Source organism: Pseudomonas sp. m6p (assembly GCF_055760375.1).
The window spans coordinates 1,605,882-1,630,976 of sequence record NZ_CM147084.1; the positions used below are offsets into that span (position 1 = coordinate 1,605,882).

At 60.4% G+C, this 25,095-nt stretch carries 29 protein-coding genes and 1 pseudogene; 14 read left to right on the forward strand and 16 right to left on the reverse strand.

Translation table 11 applies throughout. The annotated features are described in order from the left end of the window. Positions 1 to 209 precede the first annotated feature (209 nt). The 4 genes from infA to trxB all read right to left on the reverse strand — a co-directional run bounded on the left by infA (position 210) and on the right by trxB (position 3,008). Positions 210 to 428, reverse strand: a complete 219-nt coding sequence (gene infA, locus ACYZUM_RS07200; RefSeq protein ID WP_002553999.1) for a translation initiation factor IF-1 — start codon at positions 426 to 428, stop codon at positions 210 to 212. 112 nt (positions 429 to 540) lie between these two features. Continuing rightward, positions 541 to 1,248, reverse strand: a complete 708-nt coding sequence (locus tag ACYZUM_RS07205; RefSeq protein WP_108182334.1) for an arginyltransferase — start codon at positions 1,246 to 1,248, stop codon at positions 541 to 543. Positions 1,249 to 1,305: 57 nt separating this feature from the next. Next, positions 1,306 to 1,986, reverse strand: coding sequence for a leucyl/phenylalanyl-tRNA--protein transferase (gene aat / locus ACYZUM_RS07210; protein WP_108182335.1), 681 nt, complete (start codon positions 1,984 to 1,986; stop codon positions 1,306 to 1,308). 62 nt (positions 1,987 to 2,048) lie between these two features. Continuing rightward, entirely contained in the window at positions 2,049 to 3,008 is a 960-nt protein-coding gene (trxB, locus tag ACYZUM_RS07215) for a thioredoxin-disulfide reductase (protein ID WP_108182336.1), read from the reverse strand. A 309-nt stretch (positions 3,009 to 3,317) separates the two neighbouring features. Here trxB and ACYZUM_RS07220 point away from each other — a divergent pair, with 309 nt between their 5' ends. The 6 genes from ACYZUM_RS07220 (at position 3,318) to cysG (ending at position 11,002) form a co-directional block, all read left to right on the forward strand. Beyond that, positions 3,318 to 5,726: a DNA translocase FtsK gene (locus ACYZUM_RS07220; protein ID WP_084234290.1), complete on the forward strand. Its 2,409-nt coding sequence runs from the start codon at positions 3,318 to 3,320 to the stop codon at positions 5,724 to 5,726. A 66-nt stretch (positions 5,727 to 5,792) separates the two neighbouring features. Further along, positions 5,793 to 6,413, forward strand: a complete 621-nt coding sequence (gene lolA, locus ACYZUM_RS07225) for an outer membrane lipoprotein periplasmic chaperone LolA (protein WP_041074219.1) — start codon at positions 5,793 to 5,795, stop codon at positions 6,411 to 6,413. Positions 6,414 to 6,614: 201 nt separating this feature from the next. Next, complete coding sequence (locus ACYZUM_RS07230; RefSeq protein ID WP_108182337.1) at positions 6,615 to 7,937, forward strand: replication-associated recombination protein A; 1,323 nt, start codon at positions 6,615 to 6,617, stop codon at positions 7,935 to 7,937. Next, complete coding sequence (gene crcB, locus ACYZUM_RS07235) at positions 7,937 to 8,311, forward strand: fluoride efflux transporter CrcB (RefSeq protein ID WP_041074221.1); 375 nt, start codon at positions 7,937 to 7,939, stop codon at positions 8,309 to 8,311. Before ACYZUM_RS07230 ends, crcB begins: the two co-directional genes overlap by 1 nt. Positions 8,312 to 8,326: 15 nt before the next feature. Then, entirely contained in the window at positions 8,327 to 9,607 is a 1,281-nt protein-coding gene (gene serS / locus ACYZUM_RS07240) for a serine--tRNA ligase (RefSeq protein ID WP_003223852.1), read from the forward strand. Next, positions 9,608 to 11,002, forward strand: coding sequence for a siroheme synthase CysG (gene cysG, locus ACYZUM_RS07245; protein ID WP_108182338.1), 1,395 nt, complete (start codon positions 9,608 to 9,610; stop codon positions 11,000 to 11,002). It abuts the gene before it with no gap. Positions 11,003 to 11,118: 116 nt separating this feature from the next. Here the strand turns inward: cysG and ACYZUM_RS07250 are convergent, their stop codons facing one another. The 8 genes from ACYZUM_RS07250 to ACYZUM_RS07285 form a co-directional block, all read right to left on the reverse strand. Then, on the reverse strand, positions 11,119 to 12,120 hold the full coding sequence (locus tag ACYZUM_RS07250; protein WP_142580031.1) for a glutathione S-transferase family protein: 1,002 nt from the start codon (positions 12,118 to 12,120) through the stop codon (positions 11,119 to 11,121). A 91-nt stretch (positions 12,121 to 12,211) separates the two neighbouring features. Then, complete coding sequence (locus tag ACYZUM_RS07255; RefSeq protein WP_108182340.1) at positions 12,212 to 13,213, reverse strand: glycosyl transferase family protein; 1,002 nt, start codon at positions 13,211 to 13,213, stop codon at positions 12,212 to 12,214. Next, complete coding sequence (locus ACYZUM_RS07260; protein WP_108182341.1) at positions 13,210 to 13,545, reverse strand: TusE/DsrC/DsvC family sulfur relay protein; 336 nt, start codon at positions 13,543 to 13,545, stop codon at positions 13,210 to 13,212. The genes ACYZUM_RS07255 and ACYZUM_RS07260 overlap by 4 nt, the downstream gene beginning before the upstream one ends. Continuing rightward, positions 13,542 to 13,835 (reverse strand): sulfurtransferase complex subunit TusB, encoded by a 294-nt coding sequence (tusB, locus tag ACYZUM_RS07265; protein WP_108182342.1) that lies wholly within the window; start codon positions 13,833 to 13,835, stop codon positions 13,542 to 13,544. The genes ACYZUM_RS07260 and tusB overlap by 4 nt, the downstream gene beginning before the upstream one ends. Further along, positions 13,835 to 14,191: a sulfurtransferase complex subunit TusC gene (gene tusC / locus ACYZUM_RS07270; protein WP_041074231.1), complete on the reverse strand. Its 357-nt coding sequence runs from the start codon at positions 14,189 to 14,191 to the stop codon at positions 13,835 to 13,837. Before tusC ends, tusB begins: the two co-directional genes overlap by 1 nt. A 1-nt stretch (position 14,192) precedes the next feature. Then, a complete protein-coding gene (gene tusD, locus ACYZUM_RS07275; RefSeq protein ID WP_041074269.1) occupies positions 14,193 to 14,585 on the reverse strand; it encodes a sulfurtransferase complex subunit TusD in 393 nt (130 codons plus the stop codon). Positions 14,586 to 14,820: 235 nt separating this feature from the next. Then, positions 14,821 to 15,525, reverse strand: coding sequence for a YoaK family protein (locus ACYZUM_RS07280; protein ID WP_041074232.1), 705 nt, complete (start codon positions 15,523 to 15,525; stop codon positions 14,821 to 14,823). Between the two features lie 25 nt (positions 15,526 to 15,550). Continuing rightward, positions 15,551 to 15,880, reverse strand: a complete 330-nt coding sequence (locus tag ACYZUM_RS07285) for a DUF6388 family protein (RefSeq protein WP_108182343.1) — start codon at positions 15,878 to 15,880, stop codon at positions 15,551 to 15,553. Between the two features lie 134 nt (positions 15,881 to 16,014). Between ACYZUM_RS07285 and ACYZUM_RS07290 the strand changes: the two genes are divergently transcribed. Next, positions 16,015 to 16,365 carry a hypothetical protein gene (locus ACYZUM_RS07290; protein ID WP_041074236.1) on the forward strand — a complete coding sequence of 117 codons (351 nt, stop codon included), beginning with the start codon at positions 16,015 to 16,017 and terminating at the stop codon, positions 16,363 to 16,365. An 89-nt stretch (positions 16,366 to 16,454) separates the two neighbouring features. Here the strand turns inward: ACYZUM_RS07290 and ACYZUM_RS07295 are convergent, their stop codons facing one another. Next, positions 16,455 to 16,880, reverse strand: a complete 426-nt coding sequence (locus ACYZUM_RS07295) for a GNAT family N-acetyltransferase (RefSeq protein WP_041074238.1) — start codon at positions 16,878 to 16,880, stop codon at positions 16,455 to 16,457. Between the two features lie 147 nt (positions 16,881 to 17,027). Between ACYZUM_RS07295 and ACYZUM_RS07300 the strand changes: the two genes are divergently transcribed. The 4 genes and pseudogenes from ACYZUM_RS07300 to ACYZUM_RS07315 all read left to right on the forward strand — a co-directional run bounded on the left by ACYZUM_RS07300 (position 17,028) and on the right by ACYZUM_RS07315 (position 20,108). Continuing rightward, positions 17,028 to 17,465, forward strand: a complete 438-nt coding sequence (locus ACYZUM_RS07300) for a hemerythrin domain-containing protein (protein ID WP_041074240.1) — start codon at positions 17,028 to 17,030, stop codon at positions 17,463 to 17,465. Between the two features lie 222 nt (positions 17,466 to 17,687). After that, positions 17,688 to 18,323: a lytic polysaccharide monooxygenase auxiliary activity family 9 protein gene (locus ACYZUM_RS07305; protein ID WP_108182344.1), complete on the forward strand. Its 636-nt coding sequence runs from the start codon at positions 17,688 to 17,690 to the stop codon at positions 18,321 to 18,323. Positions 18,324 to 18,363: 40 nt separating this feature from the next. Next, positions 18,364 to 19,386, forward strand: a pseudogene (locus ACYZUM_RS07310) (chitinase); the annotation flags it as partial. A 131-nt stretch (positions 19,387 to 19,517) separates the two neighbouring features. Beyond that, a complete protein-coding gene (locus ACYZUM_RS07315; RefSeq protein WP_108182346.1) occupies positions 19,518 to 20,108 on the forward strand; it encodes an NUDIX domain-containing protein in 591 nt (196 codons plus the stop codon). An 83-nt stretch (positions 20,109 to 20,191) separates the two neighbouring features. Here ACYZUM_RS07315 and ACYZUM_RS07320 read toward each other — a convergent pair whose 3' ends face one another. Further along, on the reverse strand, positions 20,192 to 20,707 hold the full coding sequence (locus tag ACYZUM_RS07320; RefSeq protein ID WP_108182347.1) for a methylated-DNA--[protein]-cysteine S-methyltransferase: 516 nt from the start codon (positions 20,705 to 20,707) through the stop codon (positions 20,192 to 20,194). A 150-nt stretch (positions 20,708 to 20,857) separates the two neighbouring features. On the opposite strand from ACYZUM_RS07320, the gene ggt reads away from it, so the two are divergent. Next, on the forward strand, positions 20,858 to 22,585 hold the full coding sequence (gene ggt, locus ACYZUM_RS07325; protein ID WP_108182348.1) for a gamma-glutamyltransferase: 1,728 nt from the start codon (positions 20,858 to 20,860) through the stop codon (positions 22,583 to 22,585). Positions 22,586 to 22,651: 66 nt separating this feature from the next. Further along, positions 22,652 to 23,185 (forward strand): cysteine hydrolase family protein, encoded by a 534-nt coding sequence (locus tag ACYZUM_RS07330; protein ID WP_108182349.1) that lies wholly within the window; start codon positions 22,652 to 22,654, stop codon positions 23,183 to 23,185. A gap of 286 nt (positions 23,186 to 23,471) precedes the next feature. On the opposite strand, the gene ACYZUM_RS07335 is transcribed toward ACYZUM_RS07330, so the two are convergent. Next, positions 23,472 to 24,113: a TetR/AcrR family transcriptional regulator gene (locus ACYZUM_RS07335; RefSeq protein ID WP_108182350.1), complete on the reverse strand. Its 642-nt coding sequence runs from the start codon at positions 24,111 to 24,113 to the stop codon at positions 23,472 to 23,474. 142 nt (positions 24,114 to 24,255) lie between these two features. On the opposite strand from ACYZUM_RS07335, the gene ACYZUM_RS07340 reads away from it, so the two are divergent. After that, positions 24,256 to 24,714 (forward strand): GNAT family N-acetyltransferase, encoded by a 459-nt coding sequence (locus tag ACYZUM_RS07340; protein WP_108182351.1) that lies wholly within the window; start codon positions 24,256 to 24,258, stop codon positions 24,712 to 24,714. 6 nt (positions 24,715 to 24,720) lie between these two features. Here ACYZUM_RS07340 and ACYZUM_RS07345 read toward each other — a convergent pair whose 3' ends face one another. Beyond that, positions 24,721 to 25,023 carry a DUF7693 family protein gene (locus ACYZUM_RS07345; protein WP_041074257.1) on the reverse strand — a complete coding sequence of 101 codons (303 nt, stop codon included), beginning with the start codon at positions 25,021 to 25,023 and terminating at the stop codon, positions 24,721 to 24,723. Between the last annotated feature and the right edge of the window lie 72 nt (positions 25,024 to 25,095).

Below are 25,095 nucleotides of genomic sequence, written 5' to 3' on the forward strand. Positions count from 1 at the left end.
GAGGGAACACTGAGCCTCGGCGAAGTGCCGTACGCCGGGGCAAAGCCTTTTGGGTTACCTTTTCGGCGTCTGGAAAAGGTGACTCGCTGTAAGAGCGAAACCATAAGAGGCCGTTACCGCAGCAACGGATATACACCCCAAACCCCAAACCCCAAACCCCAGACAAACAAAAACGCCCGGTATAAACCGGGCGTCTTGTATTGACTTGATTAGCGAGCGCGGTAAGTGATGCGCCCTTTGCTCAAGTCATAGGGCGTCAGCTCGACGCGCACTTTGTCACCGGTAAGAATACGAATGTAGTTCTTGCGCATCTTGCCGGAGATATGCGCGGTTACGACGTGCCCATTTTCCAACTCCACACGAAACATGGTGTTGGGCAGGGTGTCGACGACAGTGCCTTCCATTTCGAAGCTGTCTTCTTTCGACATGCAGTAAAGCCCTCGGTGTCCAATGAATGGCCCGGTGCAACTGCGCCAGGCAAAAGCGGCGTGCATTGTGCCCGAAAAAGGGGGTTCAAGCCAAGGGGTTTAGGGCTCGCGATTAGTTCAGGATTACCCAGCGCTGATTGATCAGCAATTCGATGGGGCGATATTGGGTCTTGTAGTTCATCTTTTTGCAGTTCTTGATCCAGTATCCGAGATACACCGCTTCCAGCCTCAGACGCTGGCTTTCGGCGATTTGCCACAGGATCGCGAAGCGCCCCAGGCTGCGGCGCTCCTCGCCAGGTTCGTAAAAGGTGTAGACCGCCGACAAGCCGTTGGGCAGCAGATCGGTCACAGCAACGGCGAGTAACCGTCCGTCGAGTCGAAATTCATAGAAGCGTGAGAAGGGCAGGTCGCGCACCAGAAAGGTCGAGAACTGGTCGCGGCTTGGCGGGTACATGTCGCCGTCGGCGTGTCGCTGTTCGATATAGCGTTGGTACAGGTCGAAATATTCTTCGCTGAAATGCGGTTTTACCGGGCGCACCTGCAGATCGGCATTGCGTTTGAAAATGCGTTTCTGCTGGCGGTTGGGGTTGAACTGTGCCACCGGGATGCGTGCAGGCACGCACGCATTGCAATTCTGGCAATGGGGCCGATACAGATGGTCGCCGCTGCGGCGAAAGCCCATTTCCGACAGGTCTGCGTAGACGTGCACATCCATGGGCTGACTCGGGTCGAGAAACAGCGTCGTCGCCTGCTCCTCGGGCAGATAACTGCAGGAATGAGGCTGAGTGGCATAGAACTTCAAGCGCGCCAACTCGGTCATGATCAACCCTCGGGATAAGCTGGTGAATTAAGTGTAAGCCACGCGCGCAAAAGTCGCTCAGCAAACCCAAGTGGCGCGACTGGATTGATCCAGGTGGCGGGCCAGGTAGTTGGCGAATTCGTGGCGGGGGATCGCCCGGGCGCCGAGGCTGTGCAGATGATCGGTCGGCATCTGGCAATCAATCAGAACGAATCCCGCTTCTTTCAGATGCTGCACCAGCGTGGCAAAGCCATATTTGGAGGCGTTGTCGGCGCGGCTGAACATCGATTCGCCGAAAAATAGCTGACCCATCGCCAGGCCATACAGGCCGCCGACCAGTTGGCCCTGATCCCAGACCTCGACCGAGTGGGCGAAGCCGCGGCGGTGCAGTTCGAGGTAGGCGTCCTGCATCGCTTCGGTAATCCAGGTGCCATCGGCGTAGTCCCGAGGCGCGGCGCAGGCGCGAATCACGGCTGAGAAATCCCGATCGAAGGTCACCTGGTAGCGTTGCTTGCGCAGCAGCTTGGCGAGGCTGCGCGAGACATGCAGTTCGTCGGGAAACAGAACGGTGCGCGGATCCGGCGACCACCAGAGGATTGGCTGGCCCTCGGAAAACCATGGAAAACAGCCGTGCCGGTAAGCCTGTACCAGGCGATCGGCGGACAGGTCGCCACCGGCGGCCAGCAATCCATTGGGATCGCGCATGGCCTTTTCCAGGGGCGGGAAAGTCAGGGAATTGCGTTGTAACCAAGTCAGCATGGCGTCCAGGCTTGCAGAAGGGGAGGGCGGTGCGGGTGCGAGGCCCGCGATAAAGTGTGCCGTTAAATGACAGGAATGTCGTCCAGATACTTCTCCGCGTCCAGTGCCGCCATGCAACCGGCACCGGCCGAGGTCACCGCTTGGCGGTAGACATGGTCGGCCACATCGCCAGCGGCGAAGACGCCGGGGATCTCGGTGGAGGTGGCGTCGCTGTCGCTGCCGCCCTTGACCAGCAGATAGCCGTCGCGCATTGGCAACTGGCCCTGAAACAGGTCGGTGTTGGGTTTGTGGCCGATGGCGATGAACACGCCGGCCAGGGCCAGTTCGCGGGTCTGCCCGGTGTGGCTGTCACGCAGGCGCGCGCCGGTCACACCGCTGGCATCGCCCAGCACTTCGTCCAGATTCTGGTTCCAGTGCAGGTGAACGTTGCCGTTGGCGGCTTTTTCGAACAGTTTGTCCTGGAGAATTTTCTCCGAGCGCAACTTGTCGCGGCGATGGATCAAGTGCACCTCTCTGGCAATGTTCGACAGGTACAGGGCTTCCTCGACGGCAGTGTTGCCGCCGCCCACCACGGCGACCACCTGATTGCGATAGAAAAAGCCATCGCAGGTCGCGCAGGCCGAGACGCCTTTGCCGGCGAAGGCTTCTTCCGAGGGCAGTCCCAGATACTGCGCTGAAGCGCCGGTGGCGATGATCAGGGCGTCGCAGGTATAAGTGCCGCTGTCGCCGATGAGCTCGAACGGGCGCTGCTGCAACTTGGCGGTGTGGATGTGGTCGTAAACGATCTCGGTGGCAAAGCGTTCGGCGTGTCTCTGCATGCGCTCCATCAGTACCGGGCCGGTGAGGCCTTCGACGTCGCCGGGCCAATTGTCGACTTCGACGGTGGTGGTGAGCTGGCCACCGGCCTGCAACCCGGTAATGACCACCGGTTTGAGGTTGGCGCGGGCGGCGTATACGGCGGCGCTGTAGCCGGCAGGGCCGGAGCCAAGAATGATCAGGCGTGAATGCTTCGCTGCGTTCATCAAATACACCTCATAAGCCTTTGTCACAAAAGACAATGCATGCTCAAATTGAACCGCAGGATTTGTGCGGTTGGCTATGCTCAGCTAAGGGGTTTGAAGCATGGCATCAGCCGCGCAAACCCGTACAATGCCGGGCTGTTACAGAATATTTGTAGAGCGCTGTGTTTATAGCTGTGTTTATAAAAGCTGCGGCACAGTGTTAAAAGTAGTCTCAGATGCGCCGGTTCACTTTTTTACCTGCCTGGATTGGGCAGTTTTTTATCGTCATTCAATAGATGGACGCGCCTTGGGCGCAGGAAAAGAAGCGTTTTGAAGAAATCCACCGCAGCACCAAAAACAGTCGTTCCGCTCTGGCGCCAGCAATTGCACTACCGGCTCAAGGAAGGTGCATTGATCGCCATCGGTGCCTTGTGCCTGTTCCTGATGATGGCCCTGCTGACCTACGGCAAGGACGATCCGGGCTGGAGCCACAACAGCAAGATCGACGACGTGCAGAACTTCGGCGGCCCCGCCGGTTCCTACAGCGCTGACATCCTGTTCATGGTGCTGGGTTATTTCGCGTACATTTTCCCGTTGCTGCTGGCGATCAAGGCGTATCAAATCTTCCGTCAACGCCACGAACCCTGGCAGTGGAGTGGCTGGCTGTTCTCCTGGCGCCTGATCGGTCTGGTGTTTCTGGTGCTGTCCGGCGCTGCGCTGGCGCATATCCATTTTCATGCCGCCACCGGTCTGCCGGCGGGTGCGGGCGGGGCGCTGGGCGAAAGTCTCGGTGACCTGGCGCGCAACGCCCTGAATATCCAGGGCAGCACGCTGCTGTTCATCGCGTTGTTCCTGTTTGGCCTGACGGTGTTCACCGACCTGTCGTGGTTCAAGGTGATGGACGTCACCGGGAAGATCACCCTCGACCTGTTCGAACTGTTTCAGGGCGCGATCAACCGCTGGTGGTCGGCCCGTACCGAGCGCAAGCAATTGGTCGCGCAGTTGCGTGAAGTCGATGACCGCGTCCACGACGTCGTGGCGCCGACCGTTACCGACAAGCGTGAACAGGCCAAGGTCAAGGAGCGCCTGATCGAACGCGAGCAGGCCTTGAGCAAGCACATGTCGGACCGCGAGAAGCAGGTGCCGCCGGTCATCGCCCCGGCCCCGGTCAAAGCACCGGAGCCAAGCAAGCGCGTGCAGAAAGAGAAACAGGTGCCGTTGTTCGTCGACAGCGCCGTGGAAGGTACTTTGCCACCGATCTCGATTCTCGATCCGGCGGAAAAGAAACAACTCAATTATTCGCCGGAATCCCTGGCTGCCGTCGGCCACTTGCTGGAGATCAAGCTCAAGGAGTTCGGCGTCGAAGTCACCGTGGATTCGATCCATCCGGGCCCGGTGATTACCCGTTACGAAATCCAGCCTGCCGCTGGCGTCAAGGTCAGCCGTATCGCCAACCTGGCCAAAGACCTCGCACGTTCGCTGGCGGTGACCAGCGTGCGCGTGGTCGAGGTGATTCCGGGCAAGACCACGGTCGGTATCGAAATTCCCAACGAAGACCGGCAGATCGTGCGCTTCTCCGAAGTGCTGTCGACCCCCGAGTACGACAACTTCAAGTCGCCGGTCACCTTGGCCCTCGGCCACGACATTGGCGGCAAGCCGGTCATCACCGACCTGGCCAAGATGCCGCACCTGCTGGTGGCCGGTACCACCGGTTCCGGTAAGTCGGTGGGCGTGAACGCGATGATCCTGTCGATCCTGTTCAAGTCCGGCCCGGATGACGCCAAACTGATCATGATCGACCCGAAAATGCTCGAGCTGTCGATCTACGAAGGCATTCCGCACCTGCTGTGCCCGGTAGTGACCGACATGAAGGACGCCGCCAACGCCCTGCGCTGGAGCGTTGCCGAAATGGAACGCCGCTACAAGCTGATGGCGAAGATGGGCGTGCGTAACCTGTCCGGCTTCAACGCCAAGGTCAAGGAAGCCCAGGACGCCGGCGAGCCGTTGAGCGATCCGCTGTACAAGCGCGAGAGCATCCACGACGAAGCGCCGCTGCTGCAGAAGCTGCCGACCATCGTCGTGGTGGTGGACGAATTCGCCGACATGATGATGATCGTCGGCAAGAAGGTTGAAGAACTGATCGCCCGTATCGCGCAGAAGGCGCGTGCTGCCGGTATCCACTTGATCCTCGCGACACAGCGGCCGTCGGTGGACGTGATCACCGGTCTGATCAAGGCCAACATTCCGACCCGGATGGCGTTCCAGGTGTCGAGCAAGATCGACTCGCGGACCATCATCGACCAGGGTGGCGCCGAGCAACTGCTGGGTCACGGTGACATGCTTTACATGCCGCCGGGCACCAGCCTGCCGATCCGGGTGCACGGTGCGTTCGTTTCCGACGATGAAGTACACCGCGTGGTGGAAGCCTGGAAACTGCGTGGCGCACCGGAATACAACGATGACATCCTCAACGGTGTCGAAGAGGCGGGCAGCGGTTTTGAAGGCAGCAGCGGTGGTGGCGACGGTGATGATGCCGAGACCGACGCGCTGTACGACGAAGCCGTGCAGTTCGTGCTGGAAAGCCGCCGGGCGTCGATTTCTGCGGTACAGCGCAAGCTGAAGATCGGTTACAACCGCGCTGCGCGCATGATCGAAGCCATGGAAATGGCGGGGGTCGTGACCTCAATGAACACCAACGGTTCGCGTGAAGTTCTGGCCCCCGGCCCGGTTCGCGACTGATTGCCAAGCAAGAGGCGGGACAATGATGTGCCGCCGCTCTCCCAACGAGTATTCAAGAGGACTCCCATGCGTCTTATCCGCATGCTGTTGCCAGTACTGGCGCTGACCACGCTCACGGCCCACGCCGATGACAAGGACGTGGCGCGTCTGACTCAATTGCTGGAAACATCGAAAACCCTGACCGCGAACTTCTCCCAACTGACCCTCGATGGTAGCGGCACCCAGTTGCAGGAAACTCGCGGTGATATGGTCCTGCAGCGTCCGGGCCTGTTCTACTGGCACACCGAAGCGCCAAACGAGCAGACCATGGTTTCCGACGGCAAGAAGGTCACCCTGTGGGATCCGGATCTGGAGCAGGCGACCATCAAGAAGCTCGACGAGCGTCTGACTCAAACCCCGGCGCTGCTGCTCTCCGGTGACGTGTCGAAGATCAGCCAGAGCTTTGAGATCAGTGCCAAAGAGGCGGGCGGCGTGATCGACTTCACCCTCAAGCCGAAGACCAAGGACACCCTGTTCGACAGTCTGCGTCTGTCGTTCCGCAACGGCCTGGTCAATGACATGCAACTGATCGACAGCGTTGGTCAGCGCACCAATATTCTGTTCACCGGGGTCAAGGCCAACGAAGCGGTGCCGGCGTCGAAGTTCAAGTTCGACATCCCGAAGGGTGCTGACGTTATCCAGGAATAAACCCCGGACCCCGGGTCGGGTTCTTGTGGCTTGGAGCTTTTGTGGCGAGGGGATTTATCCCCGATGGGCTGCAAAGCAGCCCCAAAAAAGGTGACTGCTGCGTAGTCCATCGGGGATAAATCCCCTCACCACAGGGTCACCAACAGGTGTCCACAGGTATTCCAAAAGGTTTCAGACAATCAGAGGTTTCAACGCTACGTGATGGATCTGTTTCGCAGTGCACCGATTGCCCAGCCGCTGGCCGCGCGTTTGCGCGCGACCAATCTGGATGAGTATGTCGGTCAGGAGCACGTGCTCGCTCGCGGCAAGCCTCTGCGTGAGGCGCTGGAGCAGGGTGCCCTGCATTCGATGATCTTCTGGGGGCCGCCGGGTGTGGGCAAGACCACCCTGGCGCGCTTGCTCGCGGAAGTCTCGGACGCGCATTTCGAAACGGTGTCGGCAGTGCTCGCCGGGGTCAAGGAAATCCGTCAGGCGGTGGAAATCGCCAAGCAGCAGGCCGGCCAGTACGGCAAGCGCACGATCCTGTTCGTCGATGAAGTGCACCGCTTCAACAAATCGCAGCAGGATGCGTTCCTGCCGTACGTCGAAGACGGCACGCTGATTTTCATCGGTGCCACCACCGAAAACCCTTCATTTGAATTGAACAACGCGCTGTTGTCGCGGGCCCGCGTCTATGTGCTGAAAAGCCTCGACGAGACGGCACTGCGCAAACTGGTGCACCGCGCGCTCACCGAAGAGCGTGGCCTGGGCAAGCGCAACCTGACCCTCAGCGATGAAGGCTTCCAGATGCTGCTGTCGGCCGCCGATGGCGATGGCCGGCGCCTGCTCAATCTGCTGGAGAACGCCTCGGACCTGGCCGAAGACAACAGCGAGATGGGCACCGAGCTGCTGCAAAGCCTGCTCGGCGACACCCGACGGCGCTTCGACAAGGGCGGCGAAGCGTTCTACGACCAGATCTCCGCGCTGCACAAATCGGTACGCGGCTCCAACCCCGACGGCGCGCTGTACTGGTTCGCGCGGATGATCGACGGCGGCTGCGATCCGTTGTACCTGGCGCGACGCGTGGTGCGTATGGCCAGCGAAGACATTGGCAACGCCGATCCGCGCGCGCTGAGCCTGTGCCTGGCGGCGTGGGAAGTGCAGGAGCGTCTTGGTAGCCCGGAAGGCGAACTGGCGGTGGCCCAGGCCATCACCTATCTCGCCTGTGCGCCGAAAAGCAACGCGGTGTACATGGGCTTCAAGACCGCGCTGCGCGCGGCTGCCGAGTACGGTTCGCTGGAAGTGCCGCTGCACTTGCGCAATGCGCCGACCAAACTGATGAAGCAATTGGGCTATGGCGACGAATACCGCTACGCCCACGACGAACCGGACGCGTATGCCGCCGGCGAAGATTATTTCCCGGAAGAGCTCGACCCCATTCCGTTCTATCAACCGGTGCCCCGTGGCCTGGAATTGAAGATCGGCGAGAAGCTCAACCATCTCGCGCAACTCGACCGTTTAAGCCCAAGACAGCGGAGAAAATAGTGCTTCCATTGATTGTTGCGGTCTCCGTCGGCGGAATCGCCGGCACGCTGTTGCGCTTCGCCACCGCTAATTGGGTCAATGCCAATTGGCCGCGGCACTTCTATACCGCGACGCTGGCCGTTAATATCGTGGGCTGTCTGCTGATTGGCGTGTTGTACGGCCTGTTTTTGATACGCCCGGAGGTGCCGATCGAGGTGCGTGCCGGGTTGATGGTCGGCTTCCTCGGGGGGCTGACGACTTTTTCATCCTTTTCACTGGATACGGTGCGCCTGCTGGAAAGCGGGCAAGTGCCGCTGGCCTTGGGCTATGCGGCGATCAGCGTATTCGGCGGGCTGCTCGCGACGTGGGCCGGCCTGTCCCTGACCAAACTTTGATAACGAGAAACCGACATGCTCGATTCCAAACTGTTACGTAGCAACCTTCAGGACGTAGCGGACCGCCTGGCTTCCCGTGGCTTTGCCCTGGATACCGCGCGCATCGAAGCGCTGGAAGAACAGCGCAAGACCGTCCAGACCCGCACCGAAGCACTGCAGGCTGAGCGTAACGCGCGTTCCAAATCCATCGGTCAGGCCAAGCAGCGCGGCGAAGACATCGCGCCGCTGATGGCGGACGTCGAGCGCATGGCGGGCGAGCTGAGTGCCGGTAAAGTCGAGCTGGACGCGATCCAGACCGAACTGGACTCGATCCTGCTGGGTATCCCCAATCTGCCGCACGAATCGGTACCGGTCGGTAAAGATGAAGACGACAACGTCGAAGTGCGCCGCTGGGGCACGCCGACCCAGTTCGATTTTGAAGTGAAAGACCACGTTGCACTGGGCGAGAAGTTCGGCTGGCTGGACTTTGAAACCGCCGCCAAGCTCTCTGGCGCCCGTTTCGCCTTGTTGCGTGGCCCGATTGCTCGCCTGCATCGCGCCCTGGCGCAGTTCATGATCAACCTGCACGTCAACGAGCATGGCTACGAAGAGGCCTACACGCCTTATCTGGTTCAGGCCCCGGCGCTGCAAGGCACCGGTCAACTGCCGAAGTTCGAAGAAGACCTGTTCAAGATCGCTCGCGAAGGCGAAGCCGATCTGTACCTGATCCCGACTGCCGAAGTGTCGCTGACCAACATCGTGGCCGGTGAAATCGTCGATTCGAAACTGCTGCCGATCAAGTTCGTCGCGCACACCCCGTGCTTCCGCAGCGAAGCCGGCGCATCGGGTCGTGACACTCGCGGGATGATCCGTCAGCACCAGTTCGACAAAGTCGAGATGGTCCAGATCGTCGAGCCGTCGACCTCGATGGAAGCGCTGGAAGGCCTGACCGCCAACGCCGAAAAAGTCCTGCAACTGCTGGGCCTGCCTTATCGCACCCTGGCGCTGTGCACCGGCGACATGGGCTTCAGCGCCGTGAAGACCTACGACCTGGAAGTGTGGATTCCAAGCCAGGACAAGTACCGCGAAATTTCCTCGTGCTCCAACTGCGGCGACTTCCAGGCCCGCCGTATGCAAGCGCGTTTCCGTAACCCGGAAACCGGCAAGCCTGAACTGGTACACACCCTGAACGGTTCCGGTCTGGCGGTCGGTCGTACTCTGGTTGCCGTGCTGGAAAACTACCAGCAGGCCGACGGTTCGATCCGCGTGCCGGACGTACTGAAACCGTACATGGGTGGCCTTGAGGTCATCGGCTAAATGAAATATCTGCCGCTGTTTCACAACCTGCGCGGCAGTCGTGTGTTGGTGGTCGGTGGGGGGGAAATTGCCTTGCGCAAATCCCGCCTGCTGGCCGATGCCGGTGCGCTGCTGCGGGTGGTCGCACCTGAAATCGAAGCGCAACTGCGCGAACTGGTCACTGCCAGCGGTGGTGAATGCCTGTTGCGTGGTTATGTGGAAGCGGATCTGGACGGCTGCGGCCTGATCATCGCCGCCACCGACGATGAAACGCTCAACGCCCGAGTCTCCAGCGATGCCCATCGGCGTTGCGTGCCGGTCAATGTGGTTGACGCGCCGCAGTTGTGCAGCGTGATCTTCCCGGCGATCGTCGATCGCTCGCCGCTGATCATCGCGGTGTCCAGCGGCGGCGATGCGCCAGTGCTGGCGCGGCTGATTCGCGCCAAGATCGAAACCTGGATTCCGTCGACTTACGGCCAGTTGGCCGGTCTTGCCGCACGTTTTCGCAATCAGGTGAAAAACCTGTTTCCCGATGTGCAGCAGCGTCGCGGGTTCTGGGAAGACGTGTTTCAAGGCCCGATTGCCGACCGGCAACTGGCCGGGCAGGGCGCCGAGGCCGAGCGTCTGTTGCAGGCCAAGATTGATGGCGAGGCGGACATCACCACCGGTGAGGTGTATCTGGTGGGCGCCGGGCCGGGTGATCCGGACCTGCTGACCTTCCGCGCCTTGCGTTTGATGCAGCAAGCTGACGTGGTGCTGTACGACCGCTTGGTCGCGCCGGCGATTCTTGAGCTGTGCCGTCGCGATGCCGAGCGCGTCTATGTCGGCAAGCGTCGCTCTGATCACGCAGTGCCGCAGGATCAGATCAACCAGCAACTGGTGGATCTGGCCAAGGCCGGCAAACGCGTGGTGCGCTTGAAGGGCGGTGACCCGTTCATCTTCGGTCGCGGCGGTGAAGAGATCGAAGAGCTGGCGGCCCACGGCATTCCGTTCCAGGTGGTGCCGGGGATCACGGCGGCCAGCGGTTGCGCGGCGTATGCCGGGATTCCGCTGACCCATCGCGATTACGCGCAGTCGGTGCGCTTCGTCACCGGTCACTTGAAGGACGGTTCCACCGATCTGCCATGGGCCGACCTCGTTGCCCCGGCGCAGACGCTGGTGTTCTACATGGGCCTGGTGGGCTTGCCGGTGATTTGCGAGCAGTTGATCAAACACGGTCGCCGCGCGGACACCCCGGCAGCGTTGATCCAGCAGGGCACGACGGTCAATCAGCGGGTCTTCACCGGCACGCTGGCCGACCTGCCACGCCTGGTGGCGGAGCATGAAGTGCATGCGCCGACGCTGGTGATCGTCGGTGAAGTGGTGCAGCTGCGCGAGAAGCTGGCGTGGTTCGAGGGTGCTCAGGCGCAAGTCTAAAAGACCGAGTTGCCCTCATTCGCGAGCAGGCTCGCCCCCACCTTGGATCTGTGTCGTGCACAAATCCCGTGGGAGCGAGCCTGCTCGCGAAGAGGCCCTCAAACACGCCGAATCAATCAGCCCCTGCGCCAGACTCCTTTGCCAGCCAAACGCGCCCGGTCATGCGCCACACTGAAATCCTGCTCTGGCCCCTTCGGCACAATCCCCGTGGGATTGATGGTCTTGTGGCTGCCGTAGTAGTGATTCTTGATGTGCTGAAAATCCACGGTCTCGCCAATCCCCGGCCACTGATACAGCTCACGCAGCCAGTTCGACAGGTTCGGGTAATCGGCAATCCGCCGCAGATTGCACTTGAAGTGCCCGTGGTACACCGCATCGAAGCGAATCATCGTGGTGAACAGACGCACGTCGGCTTCGGTCAGGTATTCACCGGTCAGGTAACGATTGGCGCCCAGTATTCGCTCCAGATTATCCAGCTCGGCAAACACTTCATCGAAGGCCTGTTCATAAGCCTGTTGCGAGGTGGCGAAGCCGGCGCGATACACGCCGTTGTTCACCGCCGGATAAATCCGCTCGTTCAGTGCATCAATCTCGCCACGTAACGGTGCCGGGTAGAAGTCCAGCTCGTTACCGGTCAGGCCATCGAAGGCGCTGTTCAACATGCGGATGATTTCCGCCGACTCGTTGCTGACAATGCGCTTGAGTTTCTTGTCCCACAGCACCGGCACCGTGACGCGCCCGGTGTAGTCCGGGGTGTCGGCGGTGTAGCGCTGGTGCATGAAGTCGAAGTGATCGAGCTTGTCGCCAGTCGAGCCAAAGGCCTTGTCGAAGGTCCAGCCGTTTTCCAGCATCAGCCAGCTGACCACGGACACGTCGATCAGGCTTTCCAGACCTTTGAGCTTGCGCAGAATCAGCGTGCGGTGCGCCCACGGGCAGGCGAGGGACACATAAAGGTGATAGCGCCCGGCTTCGGCGGCGAAACCGCCTTCACCGCTCGGCCCGGGCTGGCCGTCAGCGGTGACCCAGTGGCGACGTTGCGCCTGTTCGCGCTGGAACGCGCCGTCCTTGCTGCTTTCATACCACTTGTCCTGCCAGTGGCCATCGACGAGTAAACCCATGATCAAGACTCCTGAATCCAATAAGCGTTGGAGCCGAGTCTATTCCGATGAGTTCGAACAAAAAGCGCAAAGATCGGGCGTCTATGATCGGTTAAATCGATTTGTTGCGCGCGTCCCAGTATTGCTTGGCGATTTTAAAGGCTTGCTCGCGGCTTTGACCGAGGCCACGCAGGGCCAGGGCCATGGTCGAGATCAGGGCCATTTGCGGATAGCTGTCGACCACGTCGCCACGCCATACCGCTTTGAGATGTTCAACGTCCAGCGAGGCCGGTTTGACGTGGCGCTGGCTCGACAGTTGCGGCCATTCTTCATCCCAGCTCTCGCCGCCCTTGGTGCCGTACAGATGGCTGTCGGCATCCGGGTTGATCTCGATCTCGCCGCCGTCGCCCTTGACCACGATCGCCGTGTCGCCGAGCAGACCGCTGGCCTCGCGATGCACCGCTTGATAGCCCGGATGAAAAATACTTTGCAGGCCACAACGGGCGCGCAGCGGGTTGAGAATCCGTGCCAGTGAATGGATCGGCGAGCGCAGGCCCATGGTGTTGCGCAGGTCGATCATCTTCTGCAACTGCGGCGCCCAGTCCATTAGCGGCATGAATGCCAGGCCGCCGTTGTCCAGCGCGTTGCCGACCTGCTGCCAGGTGCGGCACAGCGGGATGTTCAGCTCGCCAAGCAGCTGTTCGGTGTACAGACGCCCGGCGGTGTGCGCGCCGCCGCCGTGCATGAAAATGCGCACGCCGTTCTGCGCCAGGCACTTGGCCGCCAGCAGGTACCACGGCAGATGACGTTTCTTGCCGGCATAGGTCGGCCAGTCCAGATCGATGTGCAACGCTGGAGCCTGCAAGCGTTCACGCAAGGCTTCGGTGAAACCGGCCATTTCTTCGGCGCTTTCTTCCTTGTGCCGCAGCAGCATCAGAAAGGCTCCGAGTTGGGTGTCTTCGACCTTGTCGTCGAGCACCATGCCCATGGCTTCCCGGGCCTCTTCACGGGTCAGGTCGCGGGCGCCGCGTTTGCCCTTGCCAAGGATCCGCACGAACTGCGCGAACGGGTGCTCGGCGGGCGTTTCGAGGGTCAGCGCTGGAAAGTCGGTCATAGGCAATTCGTCGGTTTGGGCAGGCCCGCCAGTTTCGCGGCGAGTTTGGCTGGGGTGCCTTTGAACAGTCGGTTCAGGTGCAGGCTGTTGCCTTTGTCCGGGCCGAGCTTGAGTGCGGTGTATTTGATCAGCGGACGGGTGGCCGGCGACAGCTGAAATTCCGCGTAGAAGCTGCGCAGCAGTTCGAGGACTTCCCAGTGTTCGGCAGTCAGTTCGATGTCCTCGGCAGCGGCAAGGGCGCTGGCGACGTCAGGGGACCAGTCGTCGAGGTCGACCAGAAAGCCATCCTTGTCCAGTTCGATGGCGCGAGCGCCGACAATCATCGAGTTCATAGCCAGCTGTTGACCTTGTCGTGGCGGATCGACAGTTCGACGAACGCTGGATAGTCGATGGCCTCGGCCCAGTCGGGAGCAACGATGGCGCGGGCCTGCAGGTCTTCGGCGAGAGCGAACAGTTTGACCCCGCGCTCGTTCAGCGTGGCGAATGGCGCGGTGCCGGGTTGCAGGGCATACACCGCGTCACCGGATAACAGCAGGGCGTCGGCAGCGCCGATCACGCGCAGGCAACTGTTCAGGCGCTCGTCGCCGAACGGGGAATGAGACAACACATGCAAAGTCGACATCAGAGGGTGATCACCTGGTCGTAACGGTCAATAAGGGCGCTGATTTCGCTGGCGCCGAGCGGCTGCGCTTCGTCCAGCGACAGCGTGCTCAGGCCACGGGCGCTGGCGCTGTCGGTGCAGTAGAACAGTTCTTCAACGCCGAACATCGGCAGCGCCTGCAGGTTGGCGCTGAGGTCTTTCTGTTGCAGGGCCTTGGCGTTCTGTCCGGCGGCCAATTGCAGTACGCCGTCATCGAGAAACAGCAGGCCGATCGGCAGATCGAACGCGCCGCCGGCCAGCACGATGTCCAGCGCCTCGCGGGCGCCGGGGCCGGACCATGGCGACTGGCGGCTGATGATCAACAGGGATTTGGCCATCTCACGCACCTCCGAAACAGATCAGTCGATCAGCGTCCTGCACCGCATCGTGCAACTGGCCGAGGCCGGACAACTCCCACGGTGCGCTGACCGCAACGGCATCACGCTGATAACGCCTGGCCTCTTCGTCATTCAGTACGCCACGACGCAGGGCGGCGGCGATGCATACCACGCCGTCCAGTTGTTGCTCGGTGATGAACGCACGCCACTGTTTGGGCAGGTCCAGTTCGTCCTGCGGGGTGACCACCGCGTCGGAGGCGTTGTAGACGCCGTCCTGATAGAAAAACAACCGGACAATCTCATGCCCACCAGCCAGCGCCGCCTGAGCAAACAGCAGGGCACGGCGCGAGGAGGGCGCATGGGCGGCGGAAAACAGCGCAATGGCGAACTTCATGACGGACTCGATCAGCAAAACTGCGGCCATGATAAAGCTTTATGAAGGCAGCCGCGAAACCCAAGTTGCACACACCGATTGCGCGGGAATAACTGTCCGCCTGCTGCTATCGGTCATAGTGCGAATCCATGTAGGAGCTGCGGCACGCTGCGATCTCTCGATCTTTACAAGCAAGATCAAGAGATCGCAGCCTCGTTTCACTCGACAGCTCCTACAGGGGGGAGTGAGGCCTCGATCAGCGGGGCATATAGCCCAGTTGCCAACGCCGCGGAATGCTCAGCGACAGCACACCGAGCGCCGCCGCCAGCAAGCCGCTGGCGAACAGCGCCCGAAGCCCGAAATGATGTTCCAGTACCGCGCCGAGAATCGCGCCGATGAACATCCCGCTCCATGGCACCAGTTGCACCCGCCAGCCGTTACGGCGTTCGCCGAGCATCCAGCGGCCGAGTCCACGGCCGAAGCGCGATAGCGCGCCGGTCACGTAAGTCAGACCGACCGGCAGACCATTCACTTCCTCGACCGCCGCGTTAAGCATGCCCATCGCGATGATCGCCGCCAGCAGCGCCGGCAGTTGCGTGTCATACGGCCAAGCGGCCGCGAAGCACAGCAGGGTGGCGATGCACAGCAGCAAGGGCAGTGTGCGCCGACCACTGAGGCGACCGATCACGATGCCCAAGGCATTACCGATCACGAACGTGACGACGAGGATGACCAGGCGCAGCGTCAGTCCGAGGTCGCCGTCACTGATCGCCACCGCCAGTCGCGTGGTGTTGCCGCTCATAAAGGAAACGAAATCGCCACTGGCCATGAAGCCGATAGCATCGGTCATGCCTGCCAGCACGGACAGACTGGCCACCAGTGCCAGACCGATACGGCCACGCCATTTCTGCCGATGCAAATGCCCGGACGTGGCGCGGTGAGTCGAAGTGGAGGGCAGCATCGGTGACGATATCCTTGAGCGGCGGTTAAGGTTCCAACCCGTACAGATCGCAGTAATCGGCCCAGCTCATGTGGGCCATTTCCGCCACTTCGCGGTGCACCTCCATGCGCTGAGCCTGGTACTCTTCGGGCGTTTGCGCCGTGAGCTGCAAGGTCAGTTCCCAAGCGAACAGGCCTTGATTCTCCGCCTCAGCCTCGAAGGCTTCGTGCAGGCGCTCCTCACGATACTGCGCCGGGGTTTCGCCCTTGGCCTGGGCCAACAGCGGGTTGAGGTGATCGAGGGTTTCGCGCAATTCGGGGCGCGCGTCGAGAAACAGTTTCAGGGCTTGCTCATGTCGCTGGTCGGTGGGCGCCATGTGTATTCCTTGTCAGGCTGATGACCCTAGGGTGCCGGAGCGGCCGGCGTGTGTCGCGCGATAAATGCAGTAAAGCAGAACGATTTTGCCTGTTGCGATGATACAGTCCGCTTTTTTCTGAATGAGCGAATGCAATGCGAATTCTGATGGTAGCGCTGGCCGCGACCGTGCTGGCGGGCTGCGCGGGTTCGGTGATGGACGATTCTCGCACCAAAGCCCCTTACAAGGTTCTGACCTCGGACAAGCCAGAGAAAGTCGTGGCCCAGTGCGTGCAATTCGCCTGGCAGGACGAGGCGGTGTTTGGCGTGGACGCCGGCGCGTATCTGCAACCGGGCAAGAAGGGCGGCTCGACGGTGTATACCCGTTCGGCGGAATCGTTTGTCGACGTGACCAGCGATGCGTCGGGGACGGTGCTCAATTACTACGTGCAGAAGGATGATTTTGTCGCCAAGCGGCGTTTGGCGGGGTTGGCGACCTGTCTTTGATATTGCGCTGAGCGGCTGCAGGCTTGCTCCCACTGTTTGAAATGCATTCCATTGTGGGAGCGAGCCTGCTCGCGAAGGGCTCTTGAGATTCAACCCTTCAGGCGCTTCTGGAAATAGTGCCTGCTATGCCCCGGCGGATAGTCGACGATCTCGCCAAACTGGCTGAATCCCAACTTCTTGTAAAACTCCGGCGCCTGAAAATCGAAGGTATCCAGCCAGATGCCCAGGCAGCGCTTCTCGTTGGCCAGCTCTTCGGCCATGGTCATCAGTCTCGAGCCAATACCCTGGCCGCGCCCCTGTTCCGGCACCGAAAGCAACTCGATGTACATCCACTGGAAAATCACCCGGCCATACAAGCCGCCGAGTATCGCGTCGTGTTCATCGCGCACCAGCAGGGCGAACGGTTCCGACGTGGAGCCCCCGGTCTGGGCGTCGTTGTACGCAATCAACGGCTCGAGGATAGCCTTGCGCTGTTCTTCCGTGGGGTTCTGTGACAGCTCGATTCGCAACGTCATACGCAACTTCCTTGTGAGGTGAACGCGCAGCCTATCCTGCCCGGCGGGCGCTTTCCAAGTCCTTGCTCATCCCTTTGGAACCGCCGCTGTTGCGTCGGGGTCTAGCTTCTACAGCGTCATTTCGAACGCGGTTGATGAGGACCCCCCATGAATATTTTCGAAGCCCTTCGCGAAAGCCACGACCGTCAGCGCAATTACGCCAAAGCTCTGGTCGAAACCAGCGGCGACACCCCGGAGCGGGTCGAAGCCTACAAACAGCTCAAGGCCGAACTGCAGGCTCATGAGACCGCCGAAGAGCGCCACTTCTACATTCCGCTGATGGAGTTCGACAACGGCGTCGATCTCAGTCGTCACGCGATCTCGGAACACCATGAAATGGACGAGATGATGGAAGAACTGGATGAGACCGAGATGTCCAGCCCGGCGTGGCTGGCCACCGCAAAAAAACTTTCCGACAAGGTTCATCACCATCTCAAGGAGGAGGAGCAGAAATTCTTCCAGATGGCCGGCAAGTTGCTCGACGACAAGCAAAAGGAACAGCTCGCCGGGCAATACGAAAAGGAATATCAGGCACAACTGGAGTGATTGATGAATGCGGGTTTTTGCTGTGTCGGCGTGTAGGCCTTTAGCCATGCATCAGGTGGGCGTTGTCGCAATTGACTGTATATTCATCCAGTATTTGCGGCGTTTTCCACTCAATACGCCGATTGCCTGCGACAAAACCGCCGATGGACAAAAAAAACACCTCCGTTAGCTTGAAGGCCTCTCCTCGGACAGGAGAGTTCTTAAATCAACGGAGTGAAAAACATGAATCAACCACAAGCTCAAACCCAACTGCGACACGGTCGCGTTACTTCTCCAGCCAGCCGCGGTGCGGTCGCCATCGAGCAAGGATTGCTCGGTGCCTGGCAGGTCAACGAAATGGAAGGGGGCAAGAATTTCCCGGCGCTGACGGCAGGACCTTTTCCTGCGCCCTATGGCAGTGACAGCGACAGCGTCACACCACCCGCCGACGGTTACATTCTCAGCGGTGGCAAGACCGATGCCCGTGACTGTGTGAACTTCACCGACGAGGAAATGAGCAAAAAGCTCAACCGTCCGTTCAACTGGCCGCTGCTCAGCGTCACCCCGGGCCAGACGCTGGAAGTGAAGTGGGAATACACCGCGCCACACACCACCCGTGGTTATCGCTGGCTGATCACCAAGGATGGCTGGGATCCGAAACAGCGTATTTCCCGTGCACAACTCGAAGCGCAGCCTTTCGCCGAAGACTTCTACACTCAGGTGCCTTATTACAGCTATCCGGGGGAATTGAAGGCCAAGGTCAATCATTCGGTGAAATTGCCGGCCAGCAAAAAGGGTCGTCACGTCATCGTGTTGATGTGGATTGTCGCCAACACCGGTAACGCGTTCTATCAGGCGTTCGACGTCGACTTCAAATAATGGCGTAACGCTCAACCCACAGGTTCTGAAGGATTAGAACATGTCAAATATCGACTTTTCGTTAATGCACAGTCAGGCCGCCGACGCTGCCTCGCTGATGCCAAGCATCGCCGGCAAGAAAATTCTCATGGGTTTCTGGCACAACTGGCCGGCCGGTCCGAGTGACGGCTACCGCCAGGGCCGCTTTGCCGAGATCGCTCTGGAGGCGGTGCCCAAGGAGTACAACGTGGTTGCGGTGGCGTTCATGAAGGGCAGCGGGATTCCGACCTTCAAACCGTACAACGTCTCCGATGCCGAGTTCCGGCGCCAGGTCGGCGTGCTCAACAGCCAGGGGCGGGCGGTACTGGTCTCCCTGGGCGGCGCCGATGCGCACATCGAATTGCGTGCCGGTCAGGAACAGCCGCTAGCCAATGAAATCATCCGTCTGGTGGAAACCTATGGCTTTGACGGGCTGGACATCGATCTTGAACAGAGCGCGATTGATTTCGCTGCCAACAAGACCGTGTTACCGGCCGCGCTGAAGCTGGTCAAGGATCACTACGCAGGCCAGGGCAAGCATTTCATCATCAGCATGGCCCCGGAGTTTCCGTACCTGACCACCAGCGGCAAATACGTCGGTTACCTGCAGGCGCTGGAAGGCTACTACGACTTCATCGCACCGCAGTTCTACAACCAGGGCGGCGACGGGGTCTGGGTGCCGGAAGCCAACAATGGCAATGGTGCGTGGATCGCGCAGAACAACGACGCGCTGAAAGAGGATTTCCTCTATTACCTGACCGAAAGTCTGGTGACCGGTACCCGGGGCTTCATCAGAATCCCGGCGGACAAATTCGTCATCGGCCTACCGGCCAACGTCGATGCCGCTGCCACCGGTTATGTGATCGACAGCACCGCCGTCGGCAATGCGCTCAAACGTCTGGCGATCAAAGGGCTGCCGATCAAGGGCCTGATGACCTGGTCGGTAAACTGGGACAACGGCGTCAGCAAGGATCGCCTGCCGTACAACTGGGAGTTCAGCCGGCGTTATGGACCGCTGATTCACAGCGCTCGAACAGCGGCGCAGGAAACGGATGATGCGTTGTCGCGCATCGCCCGTTAATCGCAAGTAAAGAAGCCCGGTAGCGCTGCCGGGCTTTTTTTGTGGGCGCGATTAATCGACTATGGGCGTTTTCCGATGACAAAGGATCAGGCGTCATGATCAAGACAGCCGAGCGGGTCAACATCGTCGACACTCAGGTGTTGTCCCACGACTGGTACCTGTTGAAGAAGATTACCTTTGACTACCTGCGCAACAACGGCGACTGGCAGCGGCAGACGCGCGAGGTCTACGACCGGGGCAATGGTGCGGCGATCCTGTTGTTCAACCGCGAACAGCGCACCGTGGTGCTGACGCGCCAATTCCGTTTGCCGGTATTCGTCAACGGCCACGACGGCTTGTTGATCGAAGTGGCGGCAGGTCTGCTGGAAGGTGCGGCACCGGAGCAGCGGATCCGCGACGAGGCCGAAGAGGAAACCGGCTACCGCGTGCACGACGTGAAGAAGGTGTTCGAGGCTTACATGAGCCCCGGTTCGGTGACCGAGAAACTGCACTTTTTCATTGCCGAGTACGACGCGAAATCGAAGGTCAGTGAGGGCGGCGGCCTGGAAGAAGAAACCGAAGAACTGGACGTGCTGGAGTGGCGCTTCGATGAGGCACTGGCGGCGTTCCACCGTGGCGAGATCTGCGATGCCAAGACCATCATGCTGTTGCAGTATGCGGCGATGAATAACCTGTTTGTCCGATAAAGCAAAGATCGCAGCCTGCGGCAGCTCCTACAGGGAACGCATTCTCATGTAGGAGCTGCCGCAGGCTGCGATCTTTTGATCTTCTAAAACAAATCCCCAGTTCTGCCCACCGCCGACCAGTTACCACCCTCCAACACCAGCAACCGCTCTTTGGCCTCAAGCCCACCCGCAAATCCGGTCAACTTCCCCGACGCGCCAATCACCCGATGGCACGGCGCCACAATCGAAATCGGATTGCGCCCATTCGCCGCTCCGACCGCACGCACGGCTGTCGGGTGACCGATCTGCTCGGCGATCTGGCTGTAGGTACGGGTTTCGCCAAACGGAATGGTCAGCAACGCTGCCCAGACCTTTTTCTGAAAATCGGTGCCGACAAAATCCAGCGCCAGGTCGAAGCGATCACGCTTGCCGGCAAAGTATTCCTCAAGCTGCTGTGCGGTTCGTTGCAGCAGCGGATTGTCCGGTGCTGCGCTCATCGGACCAAGACGCACCCGGCCCGGTTTGTCGTTTTCCCAGAGGATGGCCGCCAGTCGTGCGTCGTTCGCAACCAGCTTCAGTTCGCCGACCGGTGAGGGCAGGGTGATGAACGTGTAGGGCATGGGCAGAACTCCGGATCAGCGTGGCGAAGGCGTCCAGCATACTGGCTGATCGGGGAGGCGCAAATCGCAATAGCGACCATACTGCTTGGTGCTTTTGCAGCGTTCCCTTCTGCTCTGCACAGAACCCAAAAACAAAAAAGAGATCGACTCATGAAGTACGAACCTTTGGCCAAAACGCTGATCGCGACTTCGCTGGCACTGAGCTGCCTGATGGCCCAGGCCGCTTCCGTGGCCCCGGTTGCCGCCGAGAACGGCATGGTGGTCACCGCTCAACATCTGGCCTCCCATGTCGGCGTCGAGGTGTTGAAAAGCGGCGGTAATGCGGTGGATGCGGCAGTCGCTGTGGGCTATGCGCTGGCGGTGGTGTATCCCGCGGCAGGCAACCTCGGCGGTGGCGGTTTCATGACCATTCAACTGGCGGACGGGCGCAAGACCTTCCTCGACTTCCGCGAAAAAGCCCCGCTGGCGGCGACCGCCAACATGTACCTGGACAAGGACGGCAACGTCGTCCCGGACCTGAGCACCCGCGGTCACCTCGCCGTGGCGGTGCCCGGCACCGTGTCGGGCATGGAGCTGGCGCTGAGCAAGTACGGGACCAAGCCGCGCAAGGACATGATCGCCCCGGCGATCAAACTGGCGGAAGACGGTTTCGAACTGGAGCAGGGCGACGTCGATTTGCTGGACTACGCCACCGATGTATTCAAGAAGGACATGCGTGATTCCGGCTCGATCTTCCTGCACAACGGCGAACCGATGCAGGTCGGGCAGAAACTGGTGCAGAAGGATCTGGCGAAAACCCTGCGCACCATTTCGGAAAAAGGCGCTGACGGTTTCTATAAGGGCTGGGTGGCCGACGCCATTGTCACCTCCAGTCAGGCCAACAAGGGCATCATCACCCAGGCCGACCTCGACAAATACAAGACCCGCGAACTGGCCCCGGTGGAGTGCGATTACCGCGGCTACCACGTGGTTTCGGCGCCACCGCCAAGCTCCGGCGGGGTGGTGATCTGCGAGATCATGAACATTCTCGAAGGCTATCCGATGAAGGACTTCGGCTTCCATTCGGCCCAGGGCATGCACTACCAGATCGAAGCGATGCGCCATGCCTATGTTGATCGCAACAGCTATCTGGGCGACCCGGATTTTGTGAAGAACCCGATCGAGCATCTGCTGGACAAGAACTACGCGACCAAGCTACGCAACGCTATCCAGCCGCAGAAGGCCGGGATCTCCGCCGAACTGAAACCCGGCGTCGCGCCCCATGAAGGCAACAACACCACGCACTATTCGATCGTCGACAAGTGGGGCAACGCAGTGTCAGTGACCTACACCCTCAACGACTGGTTCGGCGCCGGGGTGATGGCGAGCAAGACCGGGGTGATCCTTAACGACGAAATGGACGACTTCACCTCCAAGGTCGGCGTGCCGAACATGTACGGTCTGGTGCAGGGCGAGGCCAATGCCATCGCTCCGGGCAAAACTCCGCTGTCGTCGATGAGCCCGACCATCGTCACCAAGGACGGCAAAGTGGTGATGGTGGTCGGTACGCCGGGTGGCAGCCGCATCATCACTGCGACCTTGCTGACCATGCTCAACGTCATCGACTATGGCATGGGCCTGCAGGAAGCGGTTGACGCGCCGCGTTTCCACCAGCAATGGATGCCTGAGGAAACCAACCTCGAAGACTTCGCGGCCAGCCCCGATACGAAGAAGCTCCTCGAGAGCTGGGGCCACAAGTTCGCCGGGCCGCAGGACGCCAACCACATCGCCGCGATCCTGGTCGGCGCGCCGTCGCTGGGCGGTAAGCCAGTGGGCAAAAACCGCTTCTACGGTGCCAACGATCCACGACGCAATACCGGATTGTCACTAGGCTACTGACAGGGGTAAAAAGGGGGCGGGCGCTGCTCCGCCCCGGTTTCAACGTTCGATCAAGGAAGGCCCATCATGTCTAGCGCATTGCTGATCATCGACGTCCAACAGGCTCTCTGCTCGGGCCAATATCAGTGCTTCGACATTCGCCGCGTCATCGACATCATCAACCAGCTCAGCACGCGCGCGCGCAAGGCTAGCGTGCCGGTGGTGTTGGTGCAGCATGAAGAAAAGGACAGCCCGCTGGCCCATGGAGCCGAAGGCTGGCAACTCGCCGATGGCCTGCTGACGGCAGATCAAGACCTGCGCATACGCAAAACCACCCCGGATTCGTTCTACCAGACCGAGCTGGGCAAACTGCTGCCCGGCGAAGACTTCGAGCGCCTGATCATCTGCGGCCTGCAAACCGACTATTGCGTTAACGCCACCGTGCGCCAGGCCCATCAGTTGGGTTACGACGTCGTCCTCGTGGCAGACGCTCATTCCACTCTCGACAACGGCAACATGAGCGCCGAAGACATCATCGCCGAACACAACAAGGATCTGGCGCACCTGACGGGGGCCACCGGACGCATTGACGTCAAACCCGCAACCGAGGTCATTTTCTGAAGCCCGAAAATACCTCTGTTGTTCTTGCTGGCCTCATCGTTGGCAAGCCAGCTCCCACAGGGTTTGGCATGGATCACGAAGTCTTTGAACAACACATATCATTGTGGGAGCTGGCTTGCCAGCGATGGCGGTGGATCTGTTAATGAAGATGCAAGCTGTACCCACCCAATCGCCAGCAGGCTGGCTCCTACAATGATTGATGGTAATCACCAATCCCCATGTCCAGCGCAAACCTTCTGTGGCGAGCGAGCTTGCTCGCGCCGGGCTGCGCAGCAGCTCTCCCGCTTCAAGTCGCAAACAACACGCCGCGAATCGCCCCGACCCGCGGCGCCTCGACGCCCTCCAGCACCAGCCGCGTAATGGTTCGCGCTGCTATCGCGTAGTCCTCATCCTGGGGGATTTCACGCCCGGTGATGCAGCCCATTTGCCAGCCAATGTTGGTGTAGGTGCGGGTCGCCGACCAGATGAACAGCATCAGGTGTTCCGGGTCCACCGGGGCCAGCAGGCCGCGGTCGATCCAGCTGCGCAGGCAGTCGACGTTGCGCCGGGCTTCGGCGTGCAGCAGGTCGCGGCATTCGGTCGGTAGCTGGCGGCCCCCCAGCAGCAGCTCGCCGCTGAAAACCCTGGCAATCGCCGGGTGTTCACGGGCGATGCGGATGCGCGCGGCGACGTAGGCGCGCAGGCCGATCATCGGATCGTCGCTTTCACGTAACGCCGCCGAGGCTTCCAGCAGCGGTTCGACGAACCCCAGCAGAACCTTGGAGTAAAGGTTTTCTTTGGTCTGGAAGTAGTAATACAGGTTGGCCTTGGGCACGCCGGCACGGGCGGCGATGTCGCGGGTCTGAGTGGCATCGAAACCGTTGGCGGCAAATGCTTCGCTGGCGGCGGCGAGGATCAGTTGCTCGTTGCGTACGCGGATGGCGCTCATGGGAATGCGGTGTGAATGAATGGCATGGACGAATACTGGCAAATTTGGCTTCGCAATATACAAAACTATATAGCGATGAGGCCAGCTCACTCGTTCGAGAGCGCTATGCTGATTCGATCATCAAAAAGTCGGGGGAGGGAACATGGCCATCAACGCACTGCGCGCTACGGCGACGCACTTGGAGGCTGTAGCAAAACTGTTCGACGCCTATCGTGGCTTTTATCAGCAACCTTCGAACCTGACGCAATCGCGCGCCTTCATCGCTGAGCGCATGGCTGGCGAAGAATCGGCGATTTTCCTCGCGCAGGATGAACAGGGCGATGCGCTCGGCTTTGTGCAGTTATACCCGACGTTTTCCTCGATCGACGCTCACCGCACCTGGCTGCTCAGTGATTTGTTCACCACGCCCGCAGCCCGTGGTCACGGTGTCGGGCGATTGCTGATGAACACGGCCCGCGACTTTGCCTTGCAGACTGGCGCCAAAGGTCTGGTGCTGGAAACCGCCACCGACAACTTGATGGCGCAGGGTTTGTACGAGTCGCTGGGTTATGTGCGTGATACCGGCTATTACACTTATATGCTCGATCTGCGTCAGGGTTGATCGAGTTCAACACTGTCGCGCCAGCAATCGCTCGATCTGCGCCAGCTCCCAGGTACTCAGCAGGTCGACTGGATTGGTGCCGTAACGCTGCCACGTTGCCAATGTCCCCTCGCGGCCATCCGGGGCGCGGGCCTGTTCACAGTGGTGCAAGCGTCCGCCCTCAAAGTCCAGCAGCAACTGCCAGCCTTCGATATCGACCGCAACCAGTCCGGCATCACCGGGCCTCTCGGATCTGTTGAACATCAGTACACCCAGCGCAGCCTCGCGCAAGCGCTGGCAAACGTCGCGGGCGGTCAGCCATGCAGTCATGGTCATACTCGGAGGAGGCACAAGCGCGTCAGGATAAATCGCACGGCTAACGGTGTCAGCGATCGCTGGCCC